Below are 23,660 nucleotides of genomic sequence, written 5' to 3'. Positions count from 1 at the left end.
TGATCTTTTTTTTGGTGTAGTCACAATGGATGCTGTCTCTCCTATTCTATCATGGTTTACGGACAGTTACATTTCTGCTCTGCCAGAGAATATGTCCGCACTGGCAGCTAGGCATTATATGCATTGATAGTTAGGCATTTTGCCACTTTTCTTTGAAGAACATCTGGTAGATTCGAACGAGCAGTATTTTCACAATCATATACACCGGAATAATAATCAGAATGGCAATGATGCCTCCCAGATCTCCTGCTCCCAAGACAAGAATGATAGTCGTCAGCGGGTGGATATCCAGTTTTTTACCAAACACGTATGGGGCAACGAGATTATCCTGAATCTGCTGAGATACCAGAATAATAACAAGTGACCAGATGGCAACGGACGGTGATACAACCAGACCCATAATCACGATCGGTATGGAGGACACAATGGCTCCGATAAACGGCACAAAGTTCATAATCACCGCCACCACCGTTAACAGAAGTGCATACGGAAGACCAATCAGTAGAAAACCAATGTACATCAGCACACCCAATGCCACATTAACGAGCACTCTGCCCACGATAAATCCGCTCAGAGCTTGATCAATCTCAAGTACCACTGCACGGCTATCCTTCTTAAAGCGATTTGGAGCAATGTTCACCAGTTTACGCCCAAACAGCTTGTCCTGCTTCAGCATGTAGAATAGAATAATCGGGAAGGTGAATAGAATAATCGCAAAACTGGAAATTAACGAGATCAAACCGCTCATATAGTTGGTCACAAACGTAAAACCTTTATTCACGTAATCGGTCACTTGCGATAAAGGAGTGGAGTCATTAGGAAACAGCGCTTGAATCGCTCCGTTCTGCTCTAACTCTTTTAATTGCAGACTCAGTGAATGGATCAGATCAGGAGCATTGTTCACCAGATTCTCTAACTGCTCCCGCAGAGACGGCCACAATCCCACAATAAACGCTACTCCTAACATAATGGCTACAATATAAATCAGCAAAATGCTAAGCGTACGGTTCAGATATTTCAGCGATTCCATGTACTTTACGAGCGGCCGTAACAGGTAATAAAAAAATACGGACAGCATCATGGGTACAGTGATTACCGTAATCATCGTGACAAGCGGCTGAAAGATAAAGCTCACACGAGATAATAAATAGATATTAACCAAAATCAGGGCCAGTGCAATACTGAACCTTACAAATGAATTGCCTTTGAACAAAAATTTCCCCTCCATATCCTCATCTTCATATGTAATCTTATTTGTAGTCCTCTCTACTTATTTTACTATATATGAAGTCCCTTCATTCATGCTATTCTTTCTTGCTTTTGCTAAAAAAAGAAGAAGCCCTGACCTGCGGTCAAGGCTGATAAAAACAGTGAACAGTACAAGGTAAACTCGTTGTTACACCAGCTTTGAATACATATGGCGCAGATAACGCCAGCGTACCAGTGCAAAGAATACCACCTGCATCGAGACAAACACCATAAAGACGCGGAGGCTATGATCCAGAACCGAGAACTGCACTAGCTGATACAGCGCTGCAAAAGCAACCGAGCTGTGAATTAATGCGATCAGCAGCGGCAGGAAAAACATCAGTACAAGCTGCCTTGTTACAATTTTGCGTAGCTCTAGACGACTAAGTCCCATTTTACCAATCATGCGATATTGCGCCTCATCCCGCTCGAGATCAGCATACAGCCTGAAATACGTGAAGCTCGCTGCAAAGGTAAAGAATACAATACCAATCAACCCGCTCAGGATTAGAATAATCCCGTTGGTTTGTTTATTGTCCAGCCAGTCTACGACAAGAGAACCGAAATCGATATACCCTTGATCCGGGCGATCCTTTTCAATGGAATCCAGCAAATCTGGAGCAAAACTGCGCGTAGCCATCCAATCTTTGACTACAAAAAAGGTCGTCTGACTAGAGTAAAAATCAACTTCCATCTCAATCTCTGCAATATAGGCTTCCCGAATCTTCTTATACATATCATCCGAGATAACGTAGATGCCGATCTCACTATCAATTGGAATGACCAAATCGGTCGCTGGCGGCAACATCTGCATCTGTGCATGCTGTTCACCTACATATAAATCAACAGTGTATGGATAGCTGTCCTCTTTCATATCTAACAATTTTTTGCGAGCCGCAATATTGGGTGGTGTATTAAACGCAAGATCATCGCGATCCAGCACCCGTTCTTCATAGCCCAGCGCTTTGGCCAGACGATTATACTCACTGAGTTTGATGATATAATTGCTGTCGTTCTCATATAAATATTGGTAACTCCCCTTCACATAAGGGACTTCATTGTCGACGAGCGTCTCTTCAATCTTTCGGAGATGCCGATCAACGACTGCTGAATCCGTATCTCCTGAATTCATATAAGTGAACGCGTATGGATTCGCCAGAGACGAGAGCCTTGGGTCCCCTATAGTTAACATACTGCCTATGCCTGTGAAGGCCGAAGCCGATATCACACTTACCATAAAGAACATAACCGCATTATCTTTCATCCGATACGTAAGCTCGGACAGGAAGAGCAGATTGGTTTTGCGAAAAAACAATCCTTCATTCTTTTTGAGTGCACGAATGACATATACGCTAAGCTGCGTAAACAATAGATACGTCCCTGCAATGACACTCATCACGCTGCCAAACAGTAACGGAAACAGATATAACCCCCATGCAAAGATAAATACACCTGTATACCCGCCGCCAATCAATACAACCGAGAGCAGCGAGAGCAAGCGCGAGGCTTTAGGTTCAGGCTTCGGTTTCTCCTCTGACTTCACGAGATCAATCAGCGTTCCCTTACGAATCAGCAATGACGACGACAAGGCAATGACCACAAAGAGCAACAGAAACGCTCCGGCTGTCAGTAGAATTCCTTTGAGTGGAAAATAAAATCTCAGACTGTTCTCCACCGCAAGCATAGAACCGCAGATGAGCAAAACTAATTTACCAAATATCAGTCCAAGCCCGATCCCCGCCACGATGGCAGCGATACCAATACACATATTTTCCATAAACAAAAGTCGGTTCATCTGTTTTCGAGTCATGCCGATGATCAGGAATATACCGAATTCCTTCTTGCGTGTCTTCAAGAATGAACCTACTGAATATAACAAGAACAGAAAAGAAAAGATGAAAATGATGATTTCGGCAATCATCAAACCCTGATTAGCAAGGATGGTCACGGTCGTGGAAGATCCCTTCAAACCATCCTTCAAATCGGGATGAAACAGAAGCAGTGCATAGATAAAAAAGATCATTACCGAAAACGTACTGCTTAGAAAATGAGCCAGATAAATCCGTTTATTTCGAACAACATTATTAATGGCGAACTGGCGAAAATTCATGTCCAGAGCCTCCCATCAGGGATAATACATTAATAATTTTTTGGTAGAAGGCTGCGCGGTTATCACCGTAATGAATCTCGTTATATAACTTGCCATCCTTAATGAATACCACTCGGCTGCAATAACTAGCAGCAACAGCATCATGGGTTACCAGCAGCATCGTCGCCTGATCCTCTCGATTGCGTTTTTCAAGAATCTCCATGACATCTTTGGCTGCCTTCGAATCCAGATTACCTGTCGGCTCATCTGCCAAAATCAGCTTGGGAGAATGAATTAATGCTCTGGCTATTGCTGTACGTTGCGCCTGCCCTCCCGAAATCTCATATGTTCGTTTATTCAAAATAGCTTCAATGCCAAGCTTGCTTGCTAGCTCAGATACTCGGGCATTCATGTCCCGAACAGAAACACCGTCTAAAGTTAAGGGCAGCACAATATTTTCTTTCACCGTTAGGGTATTAAGCAAATTGAACGATTGAAAGACAAAGCCCAATTCTCTCCGTCGAAACAAGGCAAGCTGATCCGAGTTCAACTCGAACGGGTTCTGGCCTGCGATTCGTAATTCACCTGAAGTGGGATGATCAATGGTTGAAATCATGTTCAGCAGCGTTGTTTTTCCACTTCCTGACGGCCCCATGATACCCACGAATTCCCCTTCCTGAATGCTGAGATCAATACCTGACAAAGCCTCGTATGAAACAACACCTTTATAGATTTTACTGATCTGTTGGACGGAACATATCTCCATAAGTACAACTCCTTTAACGCTTAATGTCTTAACTTACTCTCTTATTCTTTTCTTCTTATTCTAACCTTCTGACTACAGTCTACCCGATGTTTCCTATATTCTCCTATGGGTTAACCTTTCACCAACATGACAATATTGTAAGATTAAGCTTGCTTATGTATAGACAAGAAAAAGACGCCTTCCTCGCAGCAGGGCAAAAAGGCGTCCCTTTCAACTCATCTTCTGTTCATGACTTCATTCAAACCGAAAATGTAATCCTCACCGTTGTCCCTTCACCATACACCGATTCAATCTCAATCTGATGATTCATGCGTGTCAGCACTTCTTTCGCAATATACAGCCCCATGCCCGTAGATTCCTTGAAATGCCTTCCGTTCTCCCCGGTGAAAAAAGGTCTAAATACCCGGTTCAGGTCTGACTTGGGTATTCCAATGCCATGATCCTGAACTTCCAGTACAATCTGATGCTCGGATTCATATGCTTGAAGGTGTATCTTCTTTTCACTGCCTGCGGCATATTTGATGGCATTGGATAAGAGCTGTACGAGCACGAATCGAATCCATTTCGCATCGGATTGTACAACCAGTGAAGCATCAATCTGCATCTCGGGATACACGTGGTTACGAATGAAGAATCGTTTCAGTTCATGAATCGCTTCTTCGCCTACTATTCGGAGTTCCACGGGTTCAACACTGAAGTCTTGCTCAAACGTATCCAGCCTTGCCACGTAGAGGACGGTCTCCAGTCCCCTTCGCATCTGATCGGTCTCCTCACGTATGCTGCGAAATCGAGGATCGTCGTCCTCCTGCTCTTCCACTGTCAGTTCAATGACAGATAACGGTGTCTTCATCTGATGCACCCACTGATTCATAAACGTGAGATATTCCTGCTGTTTTTGCTCCAGACGATTCAGATGTGCATGATATCGTCCGTACTGCGAATCCAGCAGCTTCTCCAGCGCTACAGACAGTGGTACAGTTTCGTGGAGGGCAACCAATTCATCTAGCGAATTTACTGGCCGTGTCATGCGTTGGTAGAATGCTCGATGTGACATATAACGGTATACGAGATATCCCGCATACCAGAAGAATCCCAGCCCTACAGCATATAGAGCGGTCTTCCAATGATCGTATCCATCGTACCAGAACACGGCTACCACAGTCAGCATCATCACAAGCACCCAGCATGTCAGAACAAGATGTTCCCGAATAAACAGCCTCATAACGAGGAAGTCTCCATCCAATTGTTGATCAGTCTGTACCCTGAACCTCTTACCGTCTCCAATGAATCGGTAATGCCCAACTCGGCTAGACGTTTGCGTACACGCGTAATATTGACGCTCAGTGTGTTATCGTCCACAAACGAGTCGTCCCACAGCTTTTCCAGGATTGTTTCCCGGCTGACTAGCTTGGGACTGCGGCGCATTAGCGTTTCCAGTAAAATCGTTTCCTTCTTGGTGAGTTGCACTTTCTGATCGCCGAGTTGGATCTCAAGCCGTTCTAAATACACTACGAGTCCATTCAGCTCGACCTTCCGTTCTTCATCCCGGGCTGCATAATCTCCATACACCCGGCGCAGCTGACTGCGAATCTTGGCCATAACAATCTCGTGTTCAAACGGTTTAGTAATATAATCATCCGCTCCATTCTCGAGTGCCATAACCTGATCCATTTTGCCGCTTCTTGCGGAAATAAACAAAATCGGACACGTGGATATCGTTCGAATCTGCCTACACCAATAAAACCCGTCATAACTTGGCAAGTTGATATCCAGTAATACAACATGTGGCTGTATCTGTTTGAACTGTTCTGTGACCTGCTCAAAATCCTCAACCAACACAGCACGGTCACCATAACGCTCAATATGTGATTTCAACAATCCCGCGATCTTGGGATCATCTTCGATAATCATAATCGTATACATGAAAGACTCTCTCCTCTAACCTGTTATGATGGCATATTCCATGATTCCTTAGCCAAATCATAACACAGGATAGATCATCGGACATCGACTTGCTTGCGCCACTTTCGAATATCTGTGTTCAATCGCTTCACATCTCCGGTAGCTTGTTGTTCATCCGATAACTTGAATTGTTGCTTCAATGAAAGAATACGATACACACTTTCATCAATACGGGATTCCTTAATTTCACCTGACTTCACGGCACTGATCAGTGTATCGAATATCGTTTTTGCACTCTCGTAACTATGAGCCACTAACAAAATATCACTTCCTGCGTGCACGGTTGCGACAGCAGCTTCTTCTAAAGGATAATTTTTCGAAATCGCTCCCATACTCAGATCATCGGTAATGACTACCCCGTCATACTTGAGTTTTCCCCGAAGATGATCCCCGATGATCACATCCGATAAGGATGCGGGGTACTTCGGATCAAGTTCAGGAAACAAAATATGGGCCACCATCACTGCCTCCGCCTGTTCCTTCACAGCAGCCTGAAACGGAATCCACTCCAGTTCTGCAAGCTGTTTCTCCGATTTGTTCACCACAGGCAAGTCCAGATGAGAGTCTACAGATGTATCACCGTGACCAGGGAAATGTTTCACCACCGGAATCACGCCTTCATTACGTAGCCCTTTCATCTCGGCAATCCCCATACGTGTTACCAAATCTGGTGAAGTGCCGAATGAGCGATCCCCAATAACCGGGTTTTTCGGATTACTGTTAATGTCCAGCACTGGGGCGAAATCGACATTAAAACCCGCAAGCTTGATCTGTCTGGCTAGCAATGCACCCATTTCCTCTGCAAGCTCAGGATCGTTAGTTTTGCCTACGATACGATTGGAAGGAATCGACTCAACTGTGTCTGGCATACGATTCACCTTGCCGCCTTCTTGATCCACACTCATCAGGATCGGAACCGGATTTTGTTGATTCTCCTCTTTGATCGACTGCACAAATGCAGCCGTTCCCTGAAGTGTGGTTACATTGTTGGCATAAAAAATAATGCCGCCGATCTTCTGGTTAGCAATCATTTGTTTCGCTTGATCATCCAGTGTTGTTCCTTGCACACCAGCCAGGATCATCTGACCTATCTTTTCTTCCAGCGTTAGCTGCTGAAGCTGCTCCTGCACCAGATCTCTCTCGTTTTTCGTTTGAGCCTGAGCATCCTCGTGCCCTTTATCTTGAGACGGCGTTTCTTTATTCCCGGAAGGTGAGCCGCTTGGAATTGTAGCTGATCCACCATTATCGCCTTCTGACGTAGATGGGTTCGATGCTTCTCCACATGCTGATAAGATCAGGATGCTTACTGCGAGCAGACACAGGACCCGTATTAATGTGATCTTTCGGTGTGAGCGCAGTTTCGTATACTCTTTCAAGAGATGTACTTCCTCCTTCTATTTGTCCATTATGTAGGGTATGGAGCTTGTTCAGGCCTAACCTTACCATAAGGTGAATGATTATCAAAATAGCCCTTCGATGTAAAAACAACTCTTTCCTTTTGAAGTGAGGTATGGCATGAATAGGTGTTTAAAACGTGAACGGGCGCTGAAGAAATGGATGAGTAAAAAGTAGGCGCGAAACTCGATTTCTTTTATTGTGAATTTTTCATATGTTGAAATATTCATCTATTGAGCAAGTAAGTACTTGCATTGCATTAGGAAACATTTCGAACTAACAGCCGTGCTTTCAGTTCAATACAGTTGAATAAAGTTCAATACAGTTAAATAAAATTAATAAAGTTCAATAAAGTTTAACAATCTTAAACACACCAAAAAAACCGCCTTGCGGCGGCTTTCGTCTTGATACCCGTTTGAAAAATAAAACAAGATAGCAAAATATCTATTGTGAATTTTTCATATGTTGAAATTTCGACCTACTATTAATGTAATTTCGATAATACTTCATTGGAAAAAGGTATAATCTCTTCGTTACGTCCTTGCTGTACTTTCATCGGCCATTCCGGATCACTCAGCAACACACGTCCTAGAGCAATGAGATCAAATTCTCCTTGTTCCAGCTTCTCATTCAACGAATCGAGATGTGCATCTCCTGTCCCTTTCGCCTCAGCGGCTCGTTCCACGAACTCTGCCTCAAGCCCTACAGAACCAACCGAAATGGCAGGTTTACCTGTTATTTTTCGAGTCCAACCCGCGAGATTGAGGTCAGAACCTTCGAATTCCGGAATCCAGAAGCGACGAGTAGAACAGTGGAAAATATCTACACCAGCTGCACTGAGCGGTTCCAAAAATTGTTTTAGTTCCTCCGGCGATTCGACCAGTTTTGCCTCATAACTGCCCATCTTCCATTGAGAGAAGCGCAGAACAATCGGAAAATCAGGGCCCACTGCAGCTCGACAAGCCTCAATCACTTCGACTGCAAACTGTGTTCGGCGTACCAAATCTCCACCGTACTTGTCCGTTCTGCGATTTGTCTGTGCCCAGAAAAATTGGTCGATTAAATATCCATGTGCACCATGCAGTTCGATGCCATCGAATCCAATTCGTTTCGCATCCGCTGCTGCCTGAGCATAAGCCTGCACAAGCTCTTGAATCTCTTTTTCCGTTAACGGTTCATATGCAGCTTCACCTGCCATACTGATCCCCGATGGACTAACGGGCTGAGCACTTACATTAGGTAGATCTCCAGAGCGCCGTGCTGTCCCGACATGCCAGAGTTGAGGCATTATTTTCCCACCAACATCATGGACAGCCTTGACCACATTCGCCCAACCTTGCAGTGCTTCCTCACCATAGAAAAGTGGAATGCTTTCACCACTTACGGAGGACGGATGGTTTATACCTGTGCCCTCTGTAATAATAAGCCCCACGCCCCCAGCCGCTCTGCGGCGGTAATAGTCGGCTACATCGGGTCCAGGAATCCCGTTCGGTGAGAATCCACGCGTCATCGGTGCCATAACAATTCGATTGGGCAAGGTAAGTTTGTCTGATGTGAATGGTTTAAATAAAGATGAAGGTACGTTCATGATTTAGTCTCCTTTGCAATGGAAATGATATATTTCGCACTTACCTTGGCTCTGACATGCTGTGATGAATCAACAGATGCCATACGTCTGTGGACTGTCATGAATAGTTCTCTTTATTTATTTTATAGATTCTCTTTTTTATTTTCAAACAAAATTCTCACATAATGGAAGACAAAAAAAAAGAACAGCTTCGAAAGAGCTGCTGTCCGTTGACCTCGACGTTGCAAACTGCTCTCCGCAATGAACATCATCAGCACCTCGCCCAGTCACCAATAATGTGGATGCAGCATAATATATAATCCATAATCTTCCTTCTACTTTAATTTGAATTCACTGGAATGTCAGCCCGATTCACGCGTAATAATTTTCCAGATGAAGGCGACAGGACATCCGGGTCAGTACCCAGTCCAAAATAAAAATCACCATCCAGTTCCTCAAAGGACTTGGCGTAGGTATCCTGTGTAAAGCGCAAAACTTCGTCCCACGTTGTCAAATCAGTAGTTTGATATACTCTGTTCAAGTAAACATTGGCCTGCTTACGAGTGTACGTTAACACGTAAACCTTATCACCACGAACGAGCAGATCTGTCGGCAACGCATTTGAGTCCGTCAGATTAACACGTCTTACCTGGTTAATATCGGTCATGACATTTAATGATTTGGGTAATAATTGACTATCATTAAAGACACCACCCGCAATATAGACGAGTTTATTGTTAAAATTAATGTTCTTTCCTATTTTGTTATAAGGGACAGTCCCTTGCTGATAAGTTAACCCTGGTAACATTTTACTTCCATATACGACCACATCTCTCTTCTCGAGACGCTCATTGATCTCAAGTAGATTCGTCTTGTCATTCCATATATTATTGGCAGGATACATCATAGCAGACGCATATAATTTCCCATTGATCTGAAACAGCGTATATGCTCTGAATCCCATGGAGTTGATGGTACCAAAGAACTGCCAGGTCTCCCCTTCATTATGCGAGATTAAAACAGTTGGTTTGGTTTCCGTACCTAGTGCGGCGAACAGTTTACCTTGATAATATGCAAGATCATAGACATGCACGCCCTTTGGCAAGTTCCGATACTTGATCCACTCATCCCCATCCAATCGATAAAAATCCCCCCATTCCCAGCTCTCACCATCAGAATCATGACCGGGGATATACAGTTTTCCATTTAATACCTTATAAATATCAATCTGTTCTTCATCCACAAACATCCTTGACGAAGGTATTGCGCTCGGGCTACTGTTCGTTACCGTCTGCGTCTGAAATTGAGCATTCAGTATATCAAAATAGATGACTGGTATGGGGCCTGCATTCTGTGCTGGTCCCATATTGCTGCTATTGCCATGACCTAGATAAATTTTACCGTTGTAGAGTTGCATGTCCCAGACATTGTTGGCGTATGGTGACTTGTTAAACGGTCTCCCCAACAATTCCAGTTTGCTTGTTACATCAACGGATTGAATCGGGGCATTCGACACCTGAACATGACCTCGCTCTGTAGTTACAGGCCTTGTTGACGGTGTGTTCTCCTTGGGTTTGGAGTTCCCCATGAGCAACCATCCTGCTCCGGTAACTAGGGCCAGCACAATGGCTGTCCATGTTGCTTTCCTCTGCATGTCCGCTTCCTCCTTCAACATGATAAATTTCATACATCCAGAAACGATACATTTTGTATCTTTTTATAGTATGTAAACGGTACAATCACTGCAACAAATTTCGCCCTTTTTTATCAAAAAAAGTAGACATTCCATTCCAAAGACGTGAGTCTAGCTAGTGATGAGTTCCAATAAACGATTTTCACTGTTTGACTCATATACCAGATGTATTTTATGCTATGAAATGATATGTTAGAAATTGGAATAATAAACCACTTCAAAAAGTGATACATAAGGGAGATGCATCATGGTAACTCATGAAGAAAACGTGTTATCCAAACCTCAGATCACCTATGAGCTACCATTATCCAAAGTCGTTCAAGCCATTAAAAGTAATCATAAAATAGAACATTGTTGGCCGGTAATTCAGCAGTTTCTCACCCACTGCACAACAGCAAAAGTAGACTCCCCCGAGAGATTCGACCTGATCATCCACGGACATAAGGATCGAGACGTGAGTAAGTTGTTGCAAGCAGCAACCAAAGCTTTTGGTACATGTGAAACTCATTTCGATGGAATCTTCGATCTAAGCCGTTGGCAGTTAACTCAATCCAATTTAAATCAAGCTATTCAATTCATGATTGATCATCAACCTTATCCGACGGCAGTTAGGCCTTACATTCAATTAAGAATAGTTTATAGATTTTGTTTTATCGATCCTGCATCACAACATGAGCTGGACGACCAAAGCAATACATCACTGCTTGCCGTGTTTCTGCAAAAAAACAGCAGTGTGATGCCCGAATTCTGGTTCCCTTTTGAACAGATTGAAGATTTAAAAAGCTATTTATTAAAAATAGCCCCTTATCTCCCTTTTAAAAAGATAGATACCAAAGCGTTTCGGCTCGTCTCACCAAACAAAAAAGGAACTAACAACATAAGAAGAAAACTTGATTTGGATGGATTTCGGATCTGAACTAAAGTCAAGTATACAAGTGTAATCTAGAAACAGATATCTGGAAGTCCGTCTTTAGAAGTATCATGGATCATTTGCACAAAAAAACGAGCTTCTCGTCCAATGACAAGAGGCTCGTTTCAGTGTTTTCTTTTGGAAGAAACTTAGATCAACAGTTCATTAATAGAAAGTGTACGCTCTTTGGACAGATCGCGGTATTGTTCCGACTCCACTCGAATTAGCGGTTTGAAAATGTCGGATGCATTGTTCATGACAATAACACCCTTCTCTCCATTGCTAAGGAGCACTTGTTTGCCAATAAAGTTAGGCAGCAGATGTTGCATTAACGCCTGAACGACCTTCTCATTTAATTTACCGAATCCCATGGCATAGATATCCCTAAGATTATTGATCAGATTCGGATTGCTCGCTCCGTGTTTACCGGATCGCATACCAATATAAATATCCGCTACAGATACAATTTGAGTGTATGGATGAATCTCACCTTTTCCGATCTGCATTGGATACCCTGAGCCATCTTCCCGTTCATGATGCTGCAATGCAACGAGGGCAGTGACCTCATCCGTCATCGAATTTTTAATAATTTCATGCCCGTAGATGGTATGACGTTGCAATTCAAGCTGTTCTTCTGCCGTCAATGGCTCTGTTTTATTCCGAATGCGGAGCGAAACTTTACACTTGCCAATATCGTGTAAGTAACCTCCACGGCTAATCTTATAACATTCTTTCTGAGAATAGCCGAGCCAGCTTGCAATGTAGAATGATAATAAACCTACCTGAATGGAATGGGTGTAGTTATTCACGTCATCCCGTTCCAGCATCATCAGGAGATGCACTACATCCTTTTGATCATCAAGACCTTCAACCATAGGCTGCAAGGCATCATCTACCATGGTCGCATTAAACTTGCCTACAGTGAGAGCTTCTAGAAATGCATTTTGATAATTATGTACAGTTTGAAGAAATTGAGATTTCATCTCTTCTTCAGGACGTTGTTCTTTATGATCTGCACTGTTTGATTCCGATGCATGTTTTAAGGAAGCTGCAAAAAACTCCGCTTCTGTAATACCTTCTTCACGCAATTCAATTTCTACGTAATCTACTCGATGCTGCATGAGCAAGGCGATATCCTCGCTTCGAATGACAGTCCCCTTTCCGAGAATGTGCAGCCCTGCATCACTAAACGTATCCGCTGTTAAACGGTCCCCGTCTTGCAGGTTCATAATATGGATTCTCAATCGGAACTCCCCCTGGACAAATGATTATAGTTAATAGCTCCCGGATGGATCGGGGCCAAGACATACCTATACTTTATATCGTTTCAATTCTACTTTTTTTACATAGTCCAAATGACCTTAATGATTTAGATAAAAATGAACATCTAAGACTTTATTCTCATAATAAAATCAGGATTATCCCGATTGAGATTTCGTAGTTATGAGTTTACTCGTACATTTGCGCATTCTAATCAAAAGAATAAACTCTCTGAATTCCACTAAAAAAGGAAGACCAAAAATATATTTGGACTTCCTGCTCACATTTTTTCGCTACAGTTTAATGGATTCCAGGCTTGCGCCTTTCGCAAAAAAGCGCTCAATGCGCTTCTCCACCGATGGATCGGGAATCAGCGGCGGGGCCTGATGTGGTTTCACTCGAGCGTCAATAATGAGCTGATCACAACCCCAGTGCTTGTGATGATAGCCACTATTCACTCCATACATATCATGAGACGGATTACTCCGCGTAAAGGTAGCCCATAAGAAATTGCTGAGATTCGCACTCATGAACGAGCTGTCATCGCACACAATAATCATTGGACAAGCTTCCAATCCTCCACGCTTATGCAGAAGATCTGTAAACTCTTTCATCTCCCGATCCGTATCTTCATAATTGGTGAAGGCAGACGTCTGAATGGAAACCATCCCTGGCATGATCAGTTGAGGATTATCATAACCTCGAATATTCTTCAACGCTTCCGGCACTTCCCTGCAGAGCTCACGGATCTTGTCTCCGTAAGCGGCCATAACAACTTTGCTGCCGCTGTTCAGTCCCGTACCTGAGTAATCCAGTGTATCTATCGTGGTTTGGGTTTGAAAATGAATATCTCTCTGCAGATCCATTCGTTCCATCATATAAGTGAGAAACTCTACTTCTTGATGTGTATCAAGTGGTTGCTTGTCCTCCGCCGTGATGAACAGATATTTCGCCAAGCTGAGTTGACCCGTACCCAAGATTCGGTTAGCAATGGTCAGTAGCTCCGTTGGTTTCTTCACGTCGGTATAAGGTGTATAACGCTCACTGCCAATGGCGAACAACAACGGATGAACCCCTGCAGCATCCACGGCGTGCACTTCTTTCACTCCCGGAATCTCCTGCTTGATGGCATCTCCCGTAATCTCATGAATGAGATCACCAAATGCGGTATCCTCTTGCGGCGGACGTCCTACAACTGTAAACGGCCAGATCGCATTCGGCTTAGCATATACTTTATGAACACGCATAAGCGGGAACTCATGCGTCAGGCTGTAATAACCCAGATGATCTCCAAACGGGCCTTCGGGCTTCGTTTCCCCAGGATAAATCTCACCCGTAATGACAAAATCCGCGTCATTACTGATGCAATAGCCATCCTTATAACTGTAACGGAAACGTCGACCAGCAAGTAGCCCGGCAAAGGTCATCTCACTCATGCCTTCCGGCAGCGGCATCACGGCAGACAATGTATGTGAAGGTGGACCGCCGATGAAAATACTGACCTTCAATGGTTCTCCTTTTTTCACCGCTTTGGCCTGATGGATTCCGATTCCACGATGGATTTGATAGTGCATGCCAATCTCTTTGTTCATCTCATACTCGTTGCCGCTAAGCTGTACACGATACATCCCCAGATTGGAATTCATAATGCCCGGCTTGTCCGGGTCTTCGGTATACACTTGCGGCAAAGTGACAAACGCTCCTCCATCCATCGGCCAGTGTTTGATGAGTGGCAGGTCAGAAATCTGAATCTCCTGCGCAGAGACAGGAAGACTGATGGATTTTTGCTTAGGCAGCGCCTGCCATGCGGCAAGTCCAGTACGAATATGCTTGAATGGTGTCTTGAGTGCCTTCATTGGGTCGCCTCGGACTGTCATCACCCGTTGCACGCCTTCCAGTGTTTCCCGGAACATGAACTTGCTGCGTTCAATCGTGCCGAACAGATTCGAAACGGCTTGGAACTTACTACCTTTAACATTTTCAAATAACAGCGCCGGGCCCTTGGCCTCATGCACCTTCATATGGATGGCAGCCATCTCCAAATCCGGATCGACTTCTTCCTTAACCCGGATCAAATGACCATGCTGCTCCAAATCGTTAATACAATCTTCCATATTGCGATATCTCATCGGATAGCTCCATTCTGTGTATAATAAAATAATTGCATTATGTTCATATATTCACATACACTCTCAACATGCACCCCAGTATACAAAACTGAATCGAACGTTACCTTTTATCCTGCTAAAAAACGTTCACTCGGGTGTCTCTTCTATATTATCAAATGATCTGCCGTATAACCAGAGACCCATCTGTATGAAACTATGACATAAGCGTAAATTCATAGTTTGTGTCTACAATTCCACGTTAATGATAGCAATTTGATTAAGATTCAACCAAATAGCAAATAGATTTATTTACAAAAATGGTTCAACAAAAAAACGCCACGAGATAAATTCTCATAGCGTTAGAATGTTCTAAACCGTTCCACCTCATTGATTTACTAAAATACGTTATATCCCCTTCACTATTCGCTTCGTTCGCGCGTTCACCTCACGGTATATCTCTTCTTCGTTCATCGTCAGGAGTGTTCGATCTCTCATTAGAATCTGTCCATCTACAATGGTGGTATGTACATCTGAGCCATTCACACCGTAGGCTAGCAACGCTTCTACATCATGGATCGGTTGCAGATGTGGTTTAGCGAGATCAACCAAAATAACATCAGCCTTATATCCAGCAGCTAATATACCAACATCATCTTGAATGTCCAGCAATTCTGCGCTTCCACGGGTTGCCATATGGAGGACTTTACGCGCCGGCAGACGAGTTGGATCTTCGTAATCTAATTTTTGCAGCCAGCACGCCGCCTTCATCTCTTCAAACATATCCAGTGTGGTTGCGCTCCCCGCTCCGTCTGTACCAATGCCCACCGTAATCCCTTCGGCCATCATTGCTTCAACCGGCGCAATGCCACATCCAAGCTTCAGGTTACTCACTGGATTATGAGCTATTCCACCGTTCATCTGCTTAAGTCTGCTAATATCACTTGAATTCAGATGCACAGCGTGGGCAAGTAACACATGTGCTCGTTCGAACATGCCTGCTTCTTCCAAATATTCGGTCGGTGTCATGTGATATCGGTTTCGGATTTTCTCTACTTCTTCCTTCGTTTCCGCAAGATGAATATGCAGTGGGATATCATCCTGAACGGCCATCGTAATCACTTCACGTAGCGGTTCCATGGGACAGGTATAGGGAGAGTGCGGTCCATACATCGTTGTAATTCGCCCATTCGCTTTACCGGACCAGCCTTGTACCAGATCAACGGCTTCCTGAAGTCTGCGTCCCCCATCATCCTCCATAAAAACCATGCCACGTGTCAACGATGCACGAATTCCTGTTTCTGTGACGGCTTCCGCGATCTCATTCATGTGAATGTACATATCGGCAAAGGCCGTCGTTCCTGAACGAATCATCTCTGCAATAGCCAATTTGGATCCCCAATAGATATCCTCAGGCGTCATTCGAGCTTCAGCGGGTAGCATCTTACGTTCCAGCCAATCCATAAGCTTCAAGTCATCGGAAAATCCTCGAAGCAAGCTCATCGGGGAGTGCTGGTGAGCATTCACCAGACCAGGCATAGCTAATTTGTTTTGACCATTGATTACGTCGTCTTCAGGCTCGGGGGCAATGTGGCTGGCTATCTCTGCAATTCGATTTCCTACAATACGAATATCTCCGGTAAAGGGGGATTGGCCGTCTTGCATCGTTAAGATCGTTGCTTGTCGAATCAAAATACTCATGGTATACACTGCTCCTCTGAATTGGATGTATTTAATTCCAATCCAGCGTAAGGCTTAACGCAGCGGCAAGGTCAATCATTTTAATCGGGAACTTGCGACTTGACGAAAGGTTCGGATAAAAGGCCGGGGATCAATCTCCACCATATAAGGGTATACACCTGTGCTTGTATGCAAATAGAAGAAACCACCTTCATCTCCCATCCGACGGAAAGACATATCAAACACTTCCGTGATTAGGAATTCCCTAAACTTGGTCACGATTCGATCCGAATAAAGGGTCATGGTACGGGCGTTCATCTCGATCTCTTGTGTAAGGCCAGTTACTTCTCGCTGTACTTTGTAATAGGGCAATACGGCGATATGGTCCATTTTCCCCCTCCTATCGTGCAAGATGTCATAGTTCCATCATAGCAGATTGAAGCTCGTGGGCAAAAATCCGTTATCCTTCTCAACGTCGTCTATTTGATCTTCGTAACGACCTTTAATTTCTCAGCAAGTTCATCTTGTAGATCAAGCAAAGTGAAACACTGCTCCACATGATAAACGCCCGGCTGCTGTGGGGTATCATACACTCTTTTGGCCACAGCTGCAGCGACTTCAGCGGTTACCACGGCTTCCTTATTGCCAACGATACGTTGTTCCACACGGGTGTACTGTCCATTTTTCCAGCCGGTAACGTCCACCTTTACTGCATACATGGGCTCCCCACCCGGAATCCAAACCAATGCATTGACTATCGCCTGACGTATCCGGCGCAAGCGCAACAGTTTCAGCAGCCCCATTCGTCTTGACATCGACAACAATCTTGTGATCCAGCGTGAATCCAGACACAATCTGGTTGAAACGTTGGGTATATGCAGCGTTCGAGCGACAGCCTGTTGATCGGAAAAAGGAAATAGATACGCCATTCGCCGTCCCAGTCCATCGCCAAAATCAATGTATTTCCCGCCGCTGAGACTCTGGACGGAGACAAACTCTCCTTGCCTCATGACGTCATAAGTGGTGCTCATCTGATCCACAGTCCATTCAACCGCTGCTTTGCCATGTTTCTCTCCGAGACCCAGCATCACTGTGATATCCGCTTCCTGTATCTGATCTAGATGTACTGCCGCTTCTCGTACAAGCAAATTCGTGATGCCTGGAGACAATCCAACACTGAGAATAGCGGTTGAGCCTGATGAGTGGAGTGTCGAGTGCAGATGTTCCACCTGTGTCAAAAAATCAGCTTTGGCCGAAATATCGATATAGTCCGTTCCGGCTTTGGCGCAGCTTTCAACAAACCGGGTATCATACTGATCCACACACATGATGACCAGTTTAACGTTTTGCAACATGCCAGAATCGATCGGTTTCGTAATATCCAGTTGCAACGGTTTAACGGCACCGCCCGTTTCTCGGCTGAATTGTTCGGCTCGTTGCCATCTCGTACCTGCTGCCCATACCTTGCCTGGATATGCAAGTGCGAGCTGCTGACAGATCATCTGTCCGACTTGACCGTACCCACCGATGACCCATATCTGATCCTTCATATTCAGGGAGTTATGTTCAGTCTCTGCTCGCATAATATGCCTCCACCCAGAACGCTCCATAATATCGTGTCATCTGGGAAAACCCGCATTCCGCAAGCAACTGGACCATGAGTTCACCGGATACTGGATCAGACTGCTGACCAAGCGAAGCGGCAAATCGATCCCATTCCTCAGCCAAAATACCTGCTTGCAGCATATGCTCCCTCCAGGCCTGCATCATGACTGGATAGGCCGGAGATGCAAGGTCCGCATTGACAGCCGCAATGATTAGAGGTGCGCCGGGCTTGAGCCTTAGGGCCAATTGCCTCAAAAATGACCTTTTTGCCTCTATCCCCTCAATAAAATGCAGCATAAGCATACAAGTTGCACCATCATACAAGGCCTCCTCGGGCAGCTGCTCAATCGTGCCCTCAATCAGTATAGTCCGGCCCGTGATACCTGCTTCTTGTGCTTTTTGCTGCGCCAGCTGTAACATCTGGAAAGACGTATCCATGCCTGTCAGCCGCCACTCCCGATGACTTGTACCAAGCAGCGTAATTTCCTTGCCGCCTCCAGCACCCGTTACGAGGATATGAGTGTCGTTGTTATCCGTAATCGAAGCGGCAAGCAGTTTTTCCATCATGTCGTGCATATGCTCGTAACCCGGTATTTTGAGCGTTATCGATTGTTCATATCGATATGAATCTGCTGTATCCCAGCTCATAGTCGATTCTTCGCCCACCTTTGTAACGTTGTCATGTATATGGTCTTTCATCATGATTGCACTCCTCTGAATTGAAGTTAGACTTGACCGAACATTCGTCTAATTTCATTATAAAAGGAAGCGAACAGACCACCATCCCAGAAGTATGGGATATATCATATCTTGTGCGTAAAGTTGCGCTGTATATGACCTCGGAAAGGAGCGTATCCACTTGGCAAGCCTGCTTACTCACCATAATCTTAACCGGATGGCTTCACTTGAAAAAGGAAGCTGGACCTCCCGCACCTACCGGGAAGCTGTTTTAAAACAAATGAAGACGATCATCCCCTTCGATGCTTACTGCTTCAACACCGTAGATCCTTCGACACTTCTCTCGACAGGAGCAGTTACCGAGGATGGTATCGAAGCCATTCATAAACAGCTATTCCTCAATGAATATATGGAAGATGATGTTCATAAATATGCGGATTTAATTCAATCCGGCCAATATACAGCGATTTTACAGGCTTCGCTTCCTCTTCACTCACATCCTGAAAGCAGTTCACGTTATGCGAATATTTTGCGACCTGCCGGGATTTATGATGAGATGCGCGCTGTTTTCGTTGATCAGAATGCTTGCTGGGGACATCTCACCTTATATCGCAAACAGGATGCCCCTGCATTTTCAGAGGAAGAACGTTTGCTCATGCAGCACTGGACAGCCTCGATCGCACTCATGCTTCGTACCACTCGCCTGTCCCTTACGGAAGAGCTGACAGTTAAAAGCCCAGAAGAGCCGGGGATTATGCTTTTGAATACGTCACTTGAACCTGTGATGAACAATGCTGCTGCACGTTACTGGTTATCTGAGCTACACAGACTGGAGCAGGTGGGACACGCTGTGCTTCCAAGACCTATTCGAGCGGTATGCTCTCATCTACTGCAATCCACTCATACGGAGACAAAGATTGTTGCTGAAGCTGATGCAGGAAATGGTACCGGTAACGATACTGGAAAAGATACTGGAGCGGGCGCTAGTTCTTTTCCATCACCGGATCATGCGCTTAATCCTCTGTCCAAAGTCTGTGTCCAGCTGTTGGACGGACGTTATCTTATGCTTCATGCAAGTCGGATGCAGCATCCGGAAGACACTCCATCCGTCATTCAACCGGATCATATTGCGGTTTGGCTGGAACAGGCCCTGCCTCAGGATGTACTCCCTCTGCTATCTGAACGTTACGGATTATCCGCACGTGAACGTGAGTTGCTCGCTTACGTACTGCGTAGCTTCTCTTCGAAGGAGATTGCAGAGGCTATGCATATCTCAGTGTACACCGTTCAGGATCATCTCAAGTCCATCTTTGCCAAAACAGAGGTATCCTCGCGCCGTGAATTAATCTGGCAGTTCGTATCCCGCTTTCAATTATCAGAAGAAATATAGGAATGAAACTGTAGACGTCTAGACCAAAGAAACCTATCCCGAAGGATAGGCTCTTTGGTTTAAACTATTTTACAAATACAAATTTTACAAACAGGAGCGAAAGCTTCGGCTCTCTTTTCCCATCTTCTCATTTTAAAGCATGGGAAAGCTTATTTAGGACTTGGCTGGTTTGACAGCTCGTTTGGCAGAAGTTGTATTTTTGTCACTGCTGGCATTTTTCTTTGATTTAGAGGCTGTTTCCTGCGGGTACTCCACTGGATACAGCTTACGGAACAGCAATGTCTGCAGGATCAAGAACGAACCACTTACAGTCCAGTACAATGGCATAGCTGCTGGAGCCGATAGTGAGAATAATGCCATCATCAGTGGGGAGATGTACCCTACAATTGCAAATTGTTTACGTTGCTCAGGAGCCATATTCGCTTGTGATACCTTCGCTTGGATTAGATAGATGACCGCAACGATCACGGCAAGCACATAGTCAGGCGCACCCAGCTTAAACCACAGAAATGAATGGGACGAGATTTCCGGCGTAAGACGAATTGCTGTGTAGATACCTGACAGAATAGGAAGTTGAATAAGCAAAGGCAAACAACCGATATTGAGCGGATTAAACTTGTGCTTCTTATATAAAGCCATCGTTTCTTCGGACATTTTCTGCCGGTCAGTCGGATCATTTTTACCTTCATACTTTTTCTTGAGTGCGTCCATTTCCGGTTTCATCGCATTCATAATCACCCGTGTTCCTTGCTGGGACTTCGCCTGACGCATCATAAGCGGTAACAAACCAAGACGAATGACCAACGTAATAGCGATGATCGAAACACCGTAGCTTCCATGAAAAGCACTGGCAATATACTGAATCAGGTACGACAATGGAAATACGATGTAATGATTAAAGAAACCCGGTGTGGATGAATTAATCTCTGATAGATTATTACTGCAGCCGGCGAGCAGCATAACAGCGATTAAGATTCCAGTGAGGGCAAAGGTTCGTCCCTTGTGTGAGGTAAGTGCATATCTCTTGTTTGTCTTATGTTCCATATAGATCCTCCTCGTTGATTGGTCGATTCCATTCTCAACGAGGAATAACAGTCCGGTTCATCTTCATCTGGTGCTTCTTTTCGTCTGACCATGCGGCTCCGGTTCTCTGGCCTATGCTGTCTGAAGCCTAACGCTGGAAACACAGGCTCAATCCCGTCACCTATTCCACCTTCCATCCAGTATTCCGTCATACCGCAGTGAAGATGGGCAATATAGGCATAACTGACAGTGAAGATTAGACCGATGGAAAATATATATGGTAAAAGCTCATGAAATTCAAACAAGAGATCCACCCCCTTCATACGTTCATTTTTACATTATAACACTTACATATGACGTTTGCATAAATACAATCCCAGCTAATCCAAAGTCTTCGCGTTTCATTCAGTGCCTCGTGCGCTCAACCGATATGATAGCAGGCAAGCTTGTCCCTGGTCTTGTTGTGTCCAAACATCGCAGCTTTAGTTTATGTTAAAATAATTATGATCTGTTTTCGTGTTCGTCCCTATAGTTTCACATGATATGTGCATCCGACCTTACTTTATATCACGAATAAAAGGAGACTTATTGGCATGAGCAAAAGTAAACTCATTTTCTTTCTCGGCGGTGCTGGAAGCGGCAAGACTACACTTGCCAAAGCACTTTCCCGTAAATATAAAGCGGTTTTTCTTGACATGGATATCCTCCTCCGTCCTGCTGCAGAGGCTATTATGACATCACACGGTCTAGATCCTTCTGATCGGGATTCGACGGAGTACAAGCGGCTCTGCCGGGATCTGGGTTATCGCATCACCATGGATGCGGCGCTCGATAATGTGCAGCTCGATATTGACACGGTAGTCGTAGGCCCTTTTACCAAAGAAATCGAAAATCCCGACTGGATCAAACAAGAACTGGAACGAATTGGGCGCTCCCTGGATGACACCGATGTTCGAGTAGCTTACATTTATCTTCAGGACGAAACAATGCATCATCAGCGAATTACAGCAAGACAATCTCCGCTGGATGAATGGAAACTGTCTCATTGGGATACGTTTCGCACATCTCTTGCCCGCAGAAAAGTCGCTTGGCCGCTTCCAGCGAGATCTGTTGCTTATATTGACAATTCTCATGATGATCCGTCCATCGCTTTTGCTGAATTAGAACAACGGATGTATGAGTAGAAAGAAGATGGTAATTTCGTGTGAAATCACCCATAGTTAATCCAAATTGCTATGTAGCGCAGCTGAAAAACACCTTCAAGAACTTACCTATGTCTAAGGACTTAGTTCTTCTTCTTGAAGGTGTTTTAAAATAATATGAATAACGAAATCTATGCACTATTTGGAATTACACTCGAAAGTATTGTTCATCTATTGTTCAAATACTTTAGCATAGATATAACGCACATAGAGTACTCGACTTTCGATCTGCTCCCCTCCTGTTGAAATATTTAAACTGAAATTGTATGTTCCTGGATCCAGATTAGGAAGCAGGTAACTAACTGAAGGACTGATTACGGTTTGTTTCGAATCCGTGTTCCGTTTGAATATCTCCTCCCCGAATACAGATTGCACAAGTGTACCTAGAGTAGGTTCTACTAAACTAACAACCCCCACATAACTATAAAAGTTGGCTACAGCATCAGAAATAAAATCCATCCTGCAAAAAGCAGTAAGTTCTATCGTTTTATTACTTGTTAAGGTTATCTCTGGAAGATTAAATGTAATTAAATTTCCGTCTCCTCCCGGAATAGCAAGTACACTATTATCAATTACCCTTCTGGTATCAATGAGTGTTGGCGGCCCTTGTATCCCCTGAGGACCCTGAATTCCTTGAGGACCCTCTTCACCTTGTGGTCCAGGCACTCCTGATCCCAGAAGTTCATCAGATACAAAACGATGAGCAGTGACCAGTTGTCCAGAAGCATCGGTCCCCCAAAATGAAATATCAGTACTCGGTTCTGCCAGACCATCTGTTGTAAAAACAAATTGAAATGCATCCAAATCCGCGAAATAATCCCTGGTCAGCACTTCACCGGGAATTAAAGATAAGGATTCTAACACATACAATGTTCTGGATCCATTTAAGTAATAACCTTGTACAAGGACCTCGGAAGAGTTGTCAGAATCTCCATTGATAATCTTAACTCTCACTTGTTGGCTTGGTCTAACCCCACCCACAGGGCGATTCTCAACTGGACCGGTTGATAAAACTGTCAAAGTACACCCCTTCTTTCTATCATCATAATAGACTTAACCTTGAAAATATTGCTATTGGGATACTTGG

19 protein-coding genes are annotated in these 23,660 nt (G+C 44.4%); 3 read left to right on the top strand and 16 right to left on the bottom strand.

Annotation, left to right across the window (positions count from 1 at the left end; genetic code table 11):
- Nucleotides 1-130: 130 nt before the first annotated feature.
- The 8 genes from PQG66_RS04870 to PQG66_RS04835 form a co-directional block, all read right to left on the bottom strand.
- Nucleotides 131-1,213 carry an AI-2E family transporter gene (locus tag PQG66_RS04870; RefSeq protein WP_272035700.1) on the bottom strand — a complete coding sequence of 361 codons (1,083 nt, stop codon included), beginning with the start codon at nucleotides 1,211-1,213 and terminating at the stop codon, nucleotides 131-133.
- Between the two features lie 183 nt (nucleotides 1,214-1,396).
- Nucleotides 1,397-3,358: an FtsX-like permease family protein gene (locus PQG66_RS04865; protein ID WP_272035698.1), complete on the bottom strand. Its 1,962-nt coding sequence runs from the start codon at nucleotides 3,356-3,358 to the stop codon at nucleotides 1,397-1,399.
- Entirely contained in the window at nucleotides 3,333-4,103 is a 771-nt protein-coding gene (locus PQG66_RS04860; RefSeq protein WP_272035696.1) for an ABC transporter ATP-binding protein, read from the bottom strand. The genes PQG66_RS04865 and PQG66_RS04860 overlap by 26 nt, the downstream gene beginning before the upstream one ends.
- A 238-nt stretch (nucleotides 4,104-4,341) precedes the next feature.
- Nucleotides 4,342-5,325: a sensor histidine kinase gene (locus PQG66_RS04855; protein ID WP_272035694.1), complete on the bottom strand. Its 984-nt coding sequence runs from the start codon at nucleotides 5,323-5,325 to the stop codon at nucleotides 4,342-4,344.
- On the bottom strand, nucleotides 5,322-6,026 hold the full coding sequence (locus PQG66_RS04850; protein WP_272035692.1) for a response regulator transcription factor: 705 nt from the start codon (nucleotides 6,024-6,026) through the stop codon (nucleotides 5,322-5,324). The genes PQG66_RS04855 and PQG66_RS04850 overlap by 4 nt, the downstream gene beginning before the upstream one ends.
- Before the next feature lie 74 nt (nucleotides 6,027-6,100).
- Nucleotides 6,101-7,441, bottom strand: coding sequence for a beta-N-acetylhexosaminidase (nagZ, locus tag PQG66_RS04845; RefSeq protein ID WP_272035691.1), 1,341 nt, complete (start codon nucleotides 7,439-7,441; stop codon nucleotides 6,101-6,103).
- Nucleotides 7,442-7,944: 503 nt separating this feature from the next.
- Entirely contained in the window at nucleotides 7,945-9,048 is a 1,104-nt protein-coding gene (locus tag PQG66_RS04840; protein WP_272035689.1) for an NADH:flavin oxidoreductase, read from the bottom strand.
- A 319-nt stretch (nucleotides 9,049-9,367) separates the two neighbouring features.
- Complete coding sequence (locus tag PQG66_RS04835; RefSeq protein WP_272035687.1) at nucleotides 9,368-10,681, bottom strand: hypothetical protein; 1,314 nt, start codon at nucleotides 10,679-10,681, stop codon at nucleotides 9,368-9,370.
- A 286-nt stretch (nucleotides 10,682-10,967) separates the two neighbouring features.
- On the opposite strand from PQG66_RS04835, the gene PQG66_RS04830 reads away from it, so the two are divergent.
- Nucleotides 10,968-11,636: a hypothetical protein gene (locus tag PQG66_RS04830; protein WP_272035684.1), complete on the top strand. Its 669-nt coding sequence runs from the start codon at nucleotides 10,968-10,970 to the stop codon at nucleotides 11,634-11,636.
- 143 nt (nucleotides 11,637-11,779) lie between these two features.
- Here the strand turns inward: PQG66_RS04830 and PQG66_RS04825 are convergent, their stop codons facing one another.
- From PQG66_RS04825 to PQG66_RS04800, 6 genes are all read right to left on the bottom strand, one after another.
- Nucleotides 11,780-12,874 carry an HD-GYP domain-containing protein gene (locus PQG66_RS04825; RefSeq protein ID WP_272035682.1) on the bottom strand — a complete coding sequence of 365 codons (1,095 nt, stop codon included), beginning with the start codon at nucleotides 12,872-12,874 and terminating at the stop codon, nucleotides 11,780-11,782.
- A 309-nt stretch (nucleotides 12,875-13,183) separates the two neighbouring features.
- Complete coding sequence (locus PQG66_RS04820; protein WP_272035680.1) at nucleotides 13,184-15,019, bottom strand: UbiD family decarboxylase; 1,836 nt, start codon at nucleotides 15,017-15,019, stop codon at nucleotides 13,184-13,186.
- A gap of 384 nt (nucleotides 15,020-15,403) precedes the next feature.
- On the bottom strand, nucleotides 15,404-16,696 hold the full coding sequence (locus tag PQG66_RS04815; RefSeq protein ID WP_272035678.1) for an amidohydrolase: 1,293 nt from the start codon (nucleotides 16,694-16,696) through the stop codon (nucleotides 15,404-15,406).
- A gap of 75 nt (nucleotides 16,697-16,771) precedes the next feature.
- Nucleotides 16,772-17,065, bottom strand: coding sequence for a hypothetical protein (locus tag PQG66_RS04810; RefSeq protein WP_272035676.1), 294 nt, complete (start codon nucleotides 17,063-17,065; stop codon nucleotides 16,772-16,774).
- Nucleotides 17,066-17,154: 89 nt separating this feature from the next.
- Nucleotides 17,155-18,258: a saccharopine dehydrogenase family protein gene (locus tag PQG66_RS04805; protein ID WP_272035674.1), complete on the bottom strand. Its 1,104-nt coding sequence runs from the start codon at nucleotides 18,256-18,258 to the stop codon at nucleotides 17,155-17,157.
- Nucleotides 18,242-18,982 carry a class I SAM-dependent methyltransferase gene (locus PQG66_RS04800; RefSeq protein ID WP_272035672.1) on the bottom strand — a complete coding sequence of 247 codons (741 nt, stop codon included), beginning with the start codon at nucleotides 18,980-18,982 and terminating at the stop codon, nucleotides 18,242-18,244. The genes PQG66_RS04805 and PQG66_RS04800 overlap by 17 nt, the downstream gene beginning before the upstream one ends.
- A 157-nt stretch (nucleotides 18,983-19,139) precedes the next feature.
- On the opposite strand from PQG66_RS04800, the gene PQG66_RS04795 reads away from it, so the two are divergent.
- Complete coding sequence (locus PQG66_RS04795; protein ID WP_272035670.1) at nucleotides 19,140-20,348, top strand: helix-turn-helix transcriptional regulator; 1,209 nt, start codon at nucleotides 19,140-19,142, stop codon at nucleotides 20,346-20,348.
- A gap of 153 nt (nucleotides 20,349-20,501) precedes the next feature.
- Here PQG66_RS04795 and yidC read toward each other — a convergent pair whose 3' ends face one another.
- On the bottom strand, nucleotides 20,502-21,392 hold the full coding sequence (gene yidC / locus PQG66_RS04790) for a membrane protein insertase YidC (RefSeq protein ID WP_272035668.1): 891 nt from the start codon (nucleotides 21,390-21,392) through the stop codon (nucleotides 20,502-20,504).
- 572 nt (nucleotides 21,393-21,964) lie between these two features.
- Between yidC and PQG66_RS04785 the strand changes: the two genes are divergently transcribed.
- Entirely contained in the window at nucleotides 21,965-22,555 is a 591-nt protein-coding gene (locus PQG66_RS04785; RefSeq protein WP_272035666.1) for an AAA family ATPase, read from the top strand.
- A gap of 189 nt (nucleotides 22,556-22,744) precedes the next feature.
- Here the strand turns inward: PQG66_RS04785 and PQG66_RS04780 are convergent, their stop codons facing one another.
- Nucleotides 22,745-23,593 (bottom strand): collagen-like triple helix repeat-containing protein, encoded by an 849-nt coding sequence (locus PQG66_RS04780; protein WP_272035664.1) that lies wholly within the window; start codon nucleotides 23,591-23,593, stop codon nucleotides 22,745-22,747.
- Nucleotides 23,594-23,660 lie beyond the last annotated feature (67 nt).

The sequence above is a fragment of the Paenibacillus sp. JJ-100 genome, from assembly GCF_948329825.1.
Classification (GTDB): Bacteria; Bacillota; Bacilli; order Paenibacillales; family Paenibacillaceae; genus Paenibacillus.
Note: the sequence above shows the minus strand (reverse complement) of the source record. Positions and strands in the feature narration are given on the sequence as shown.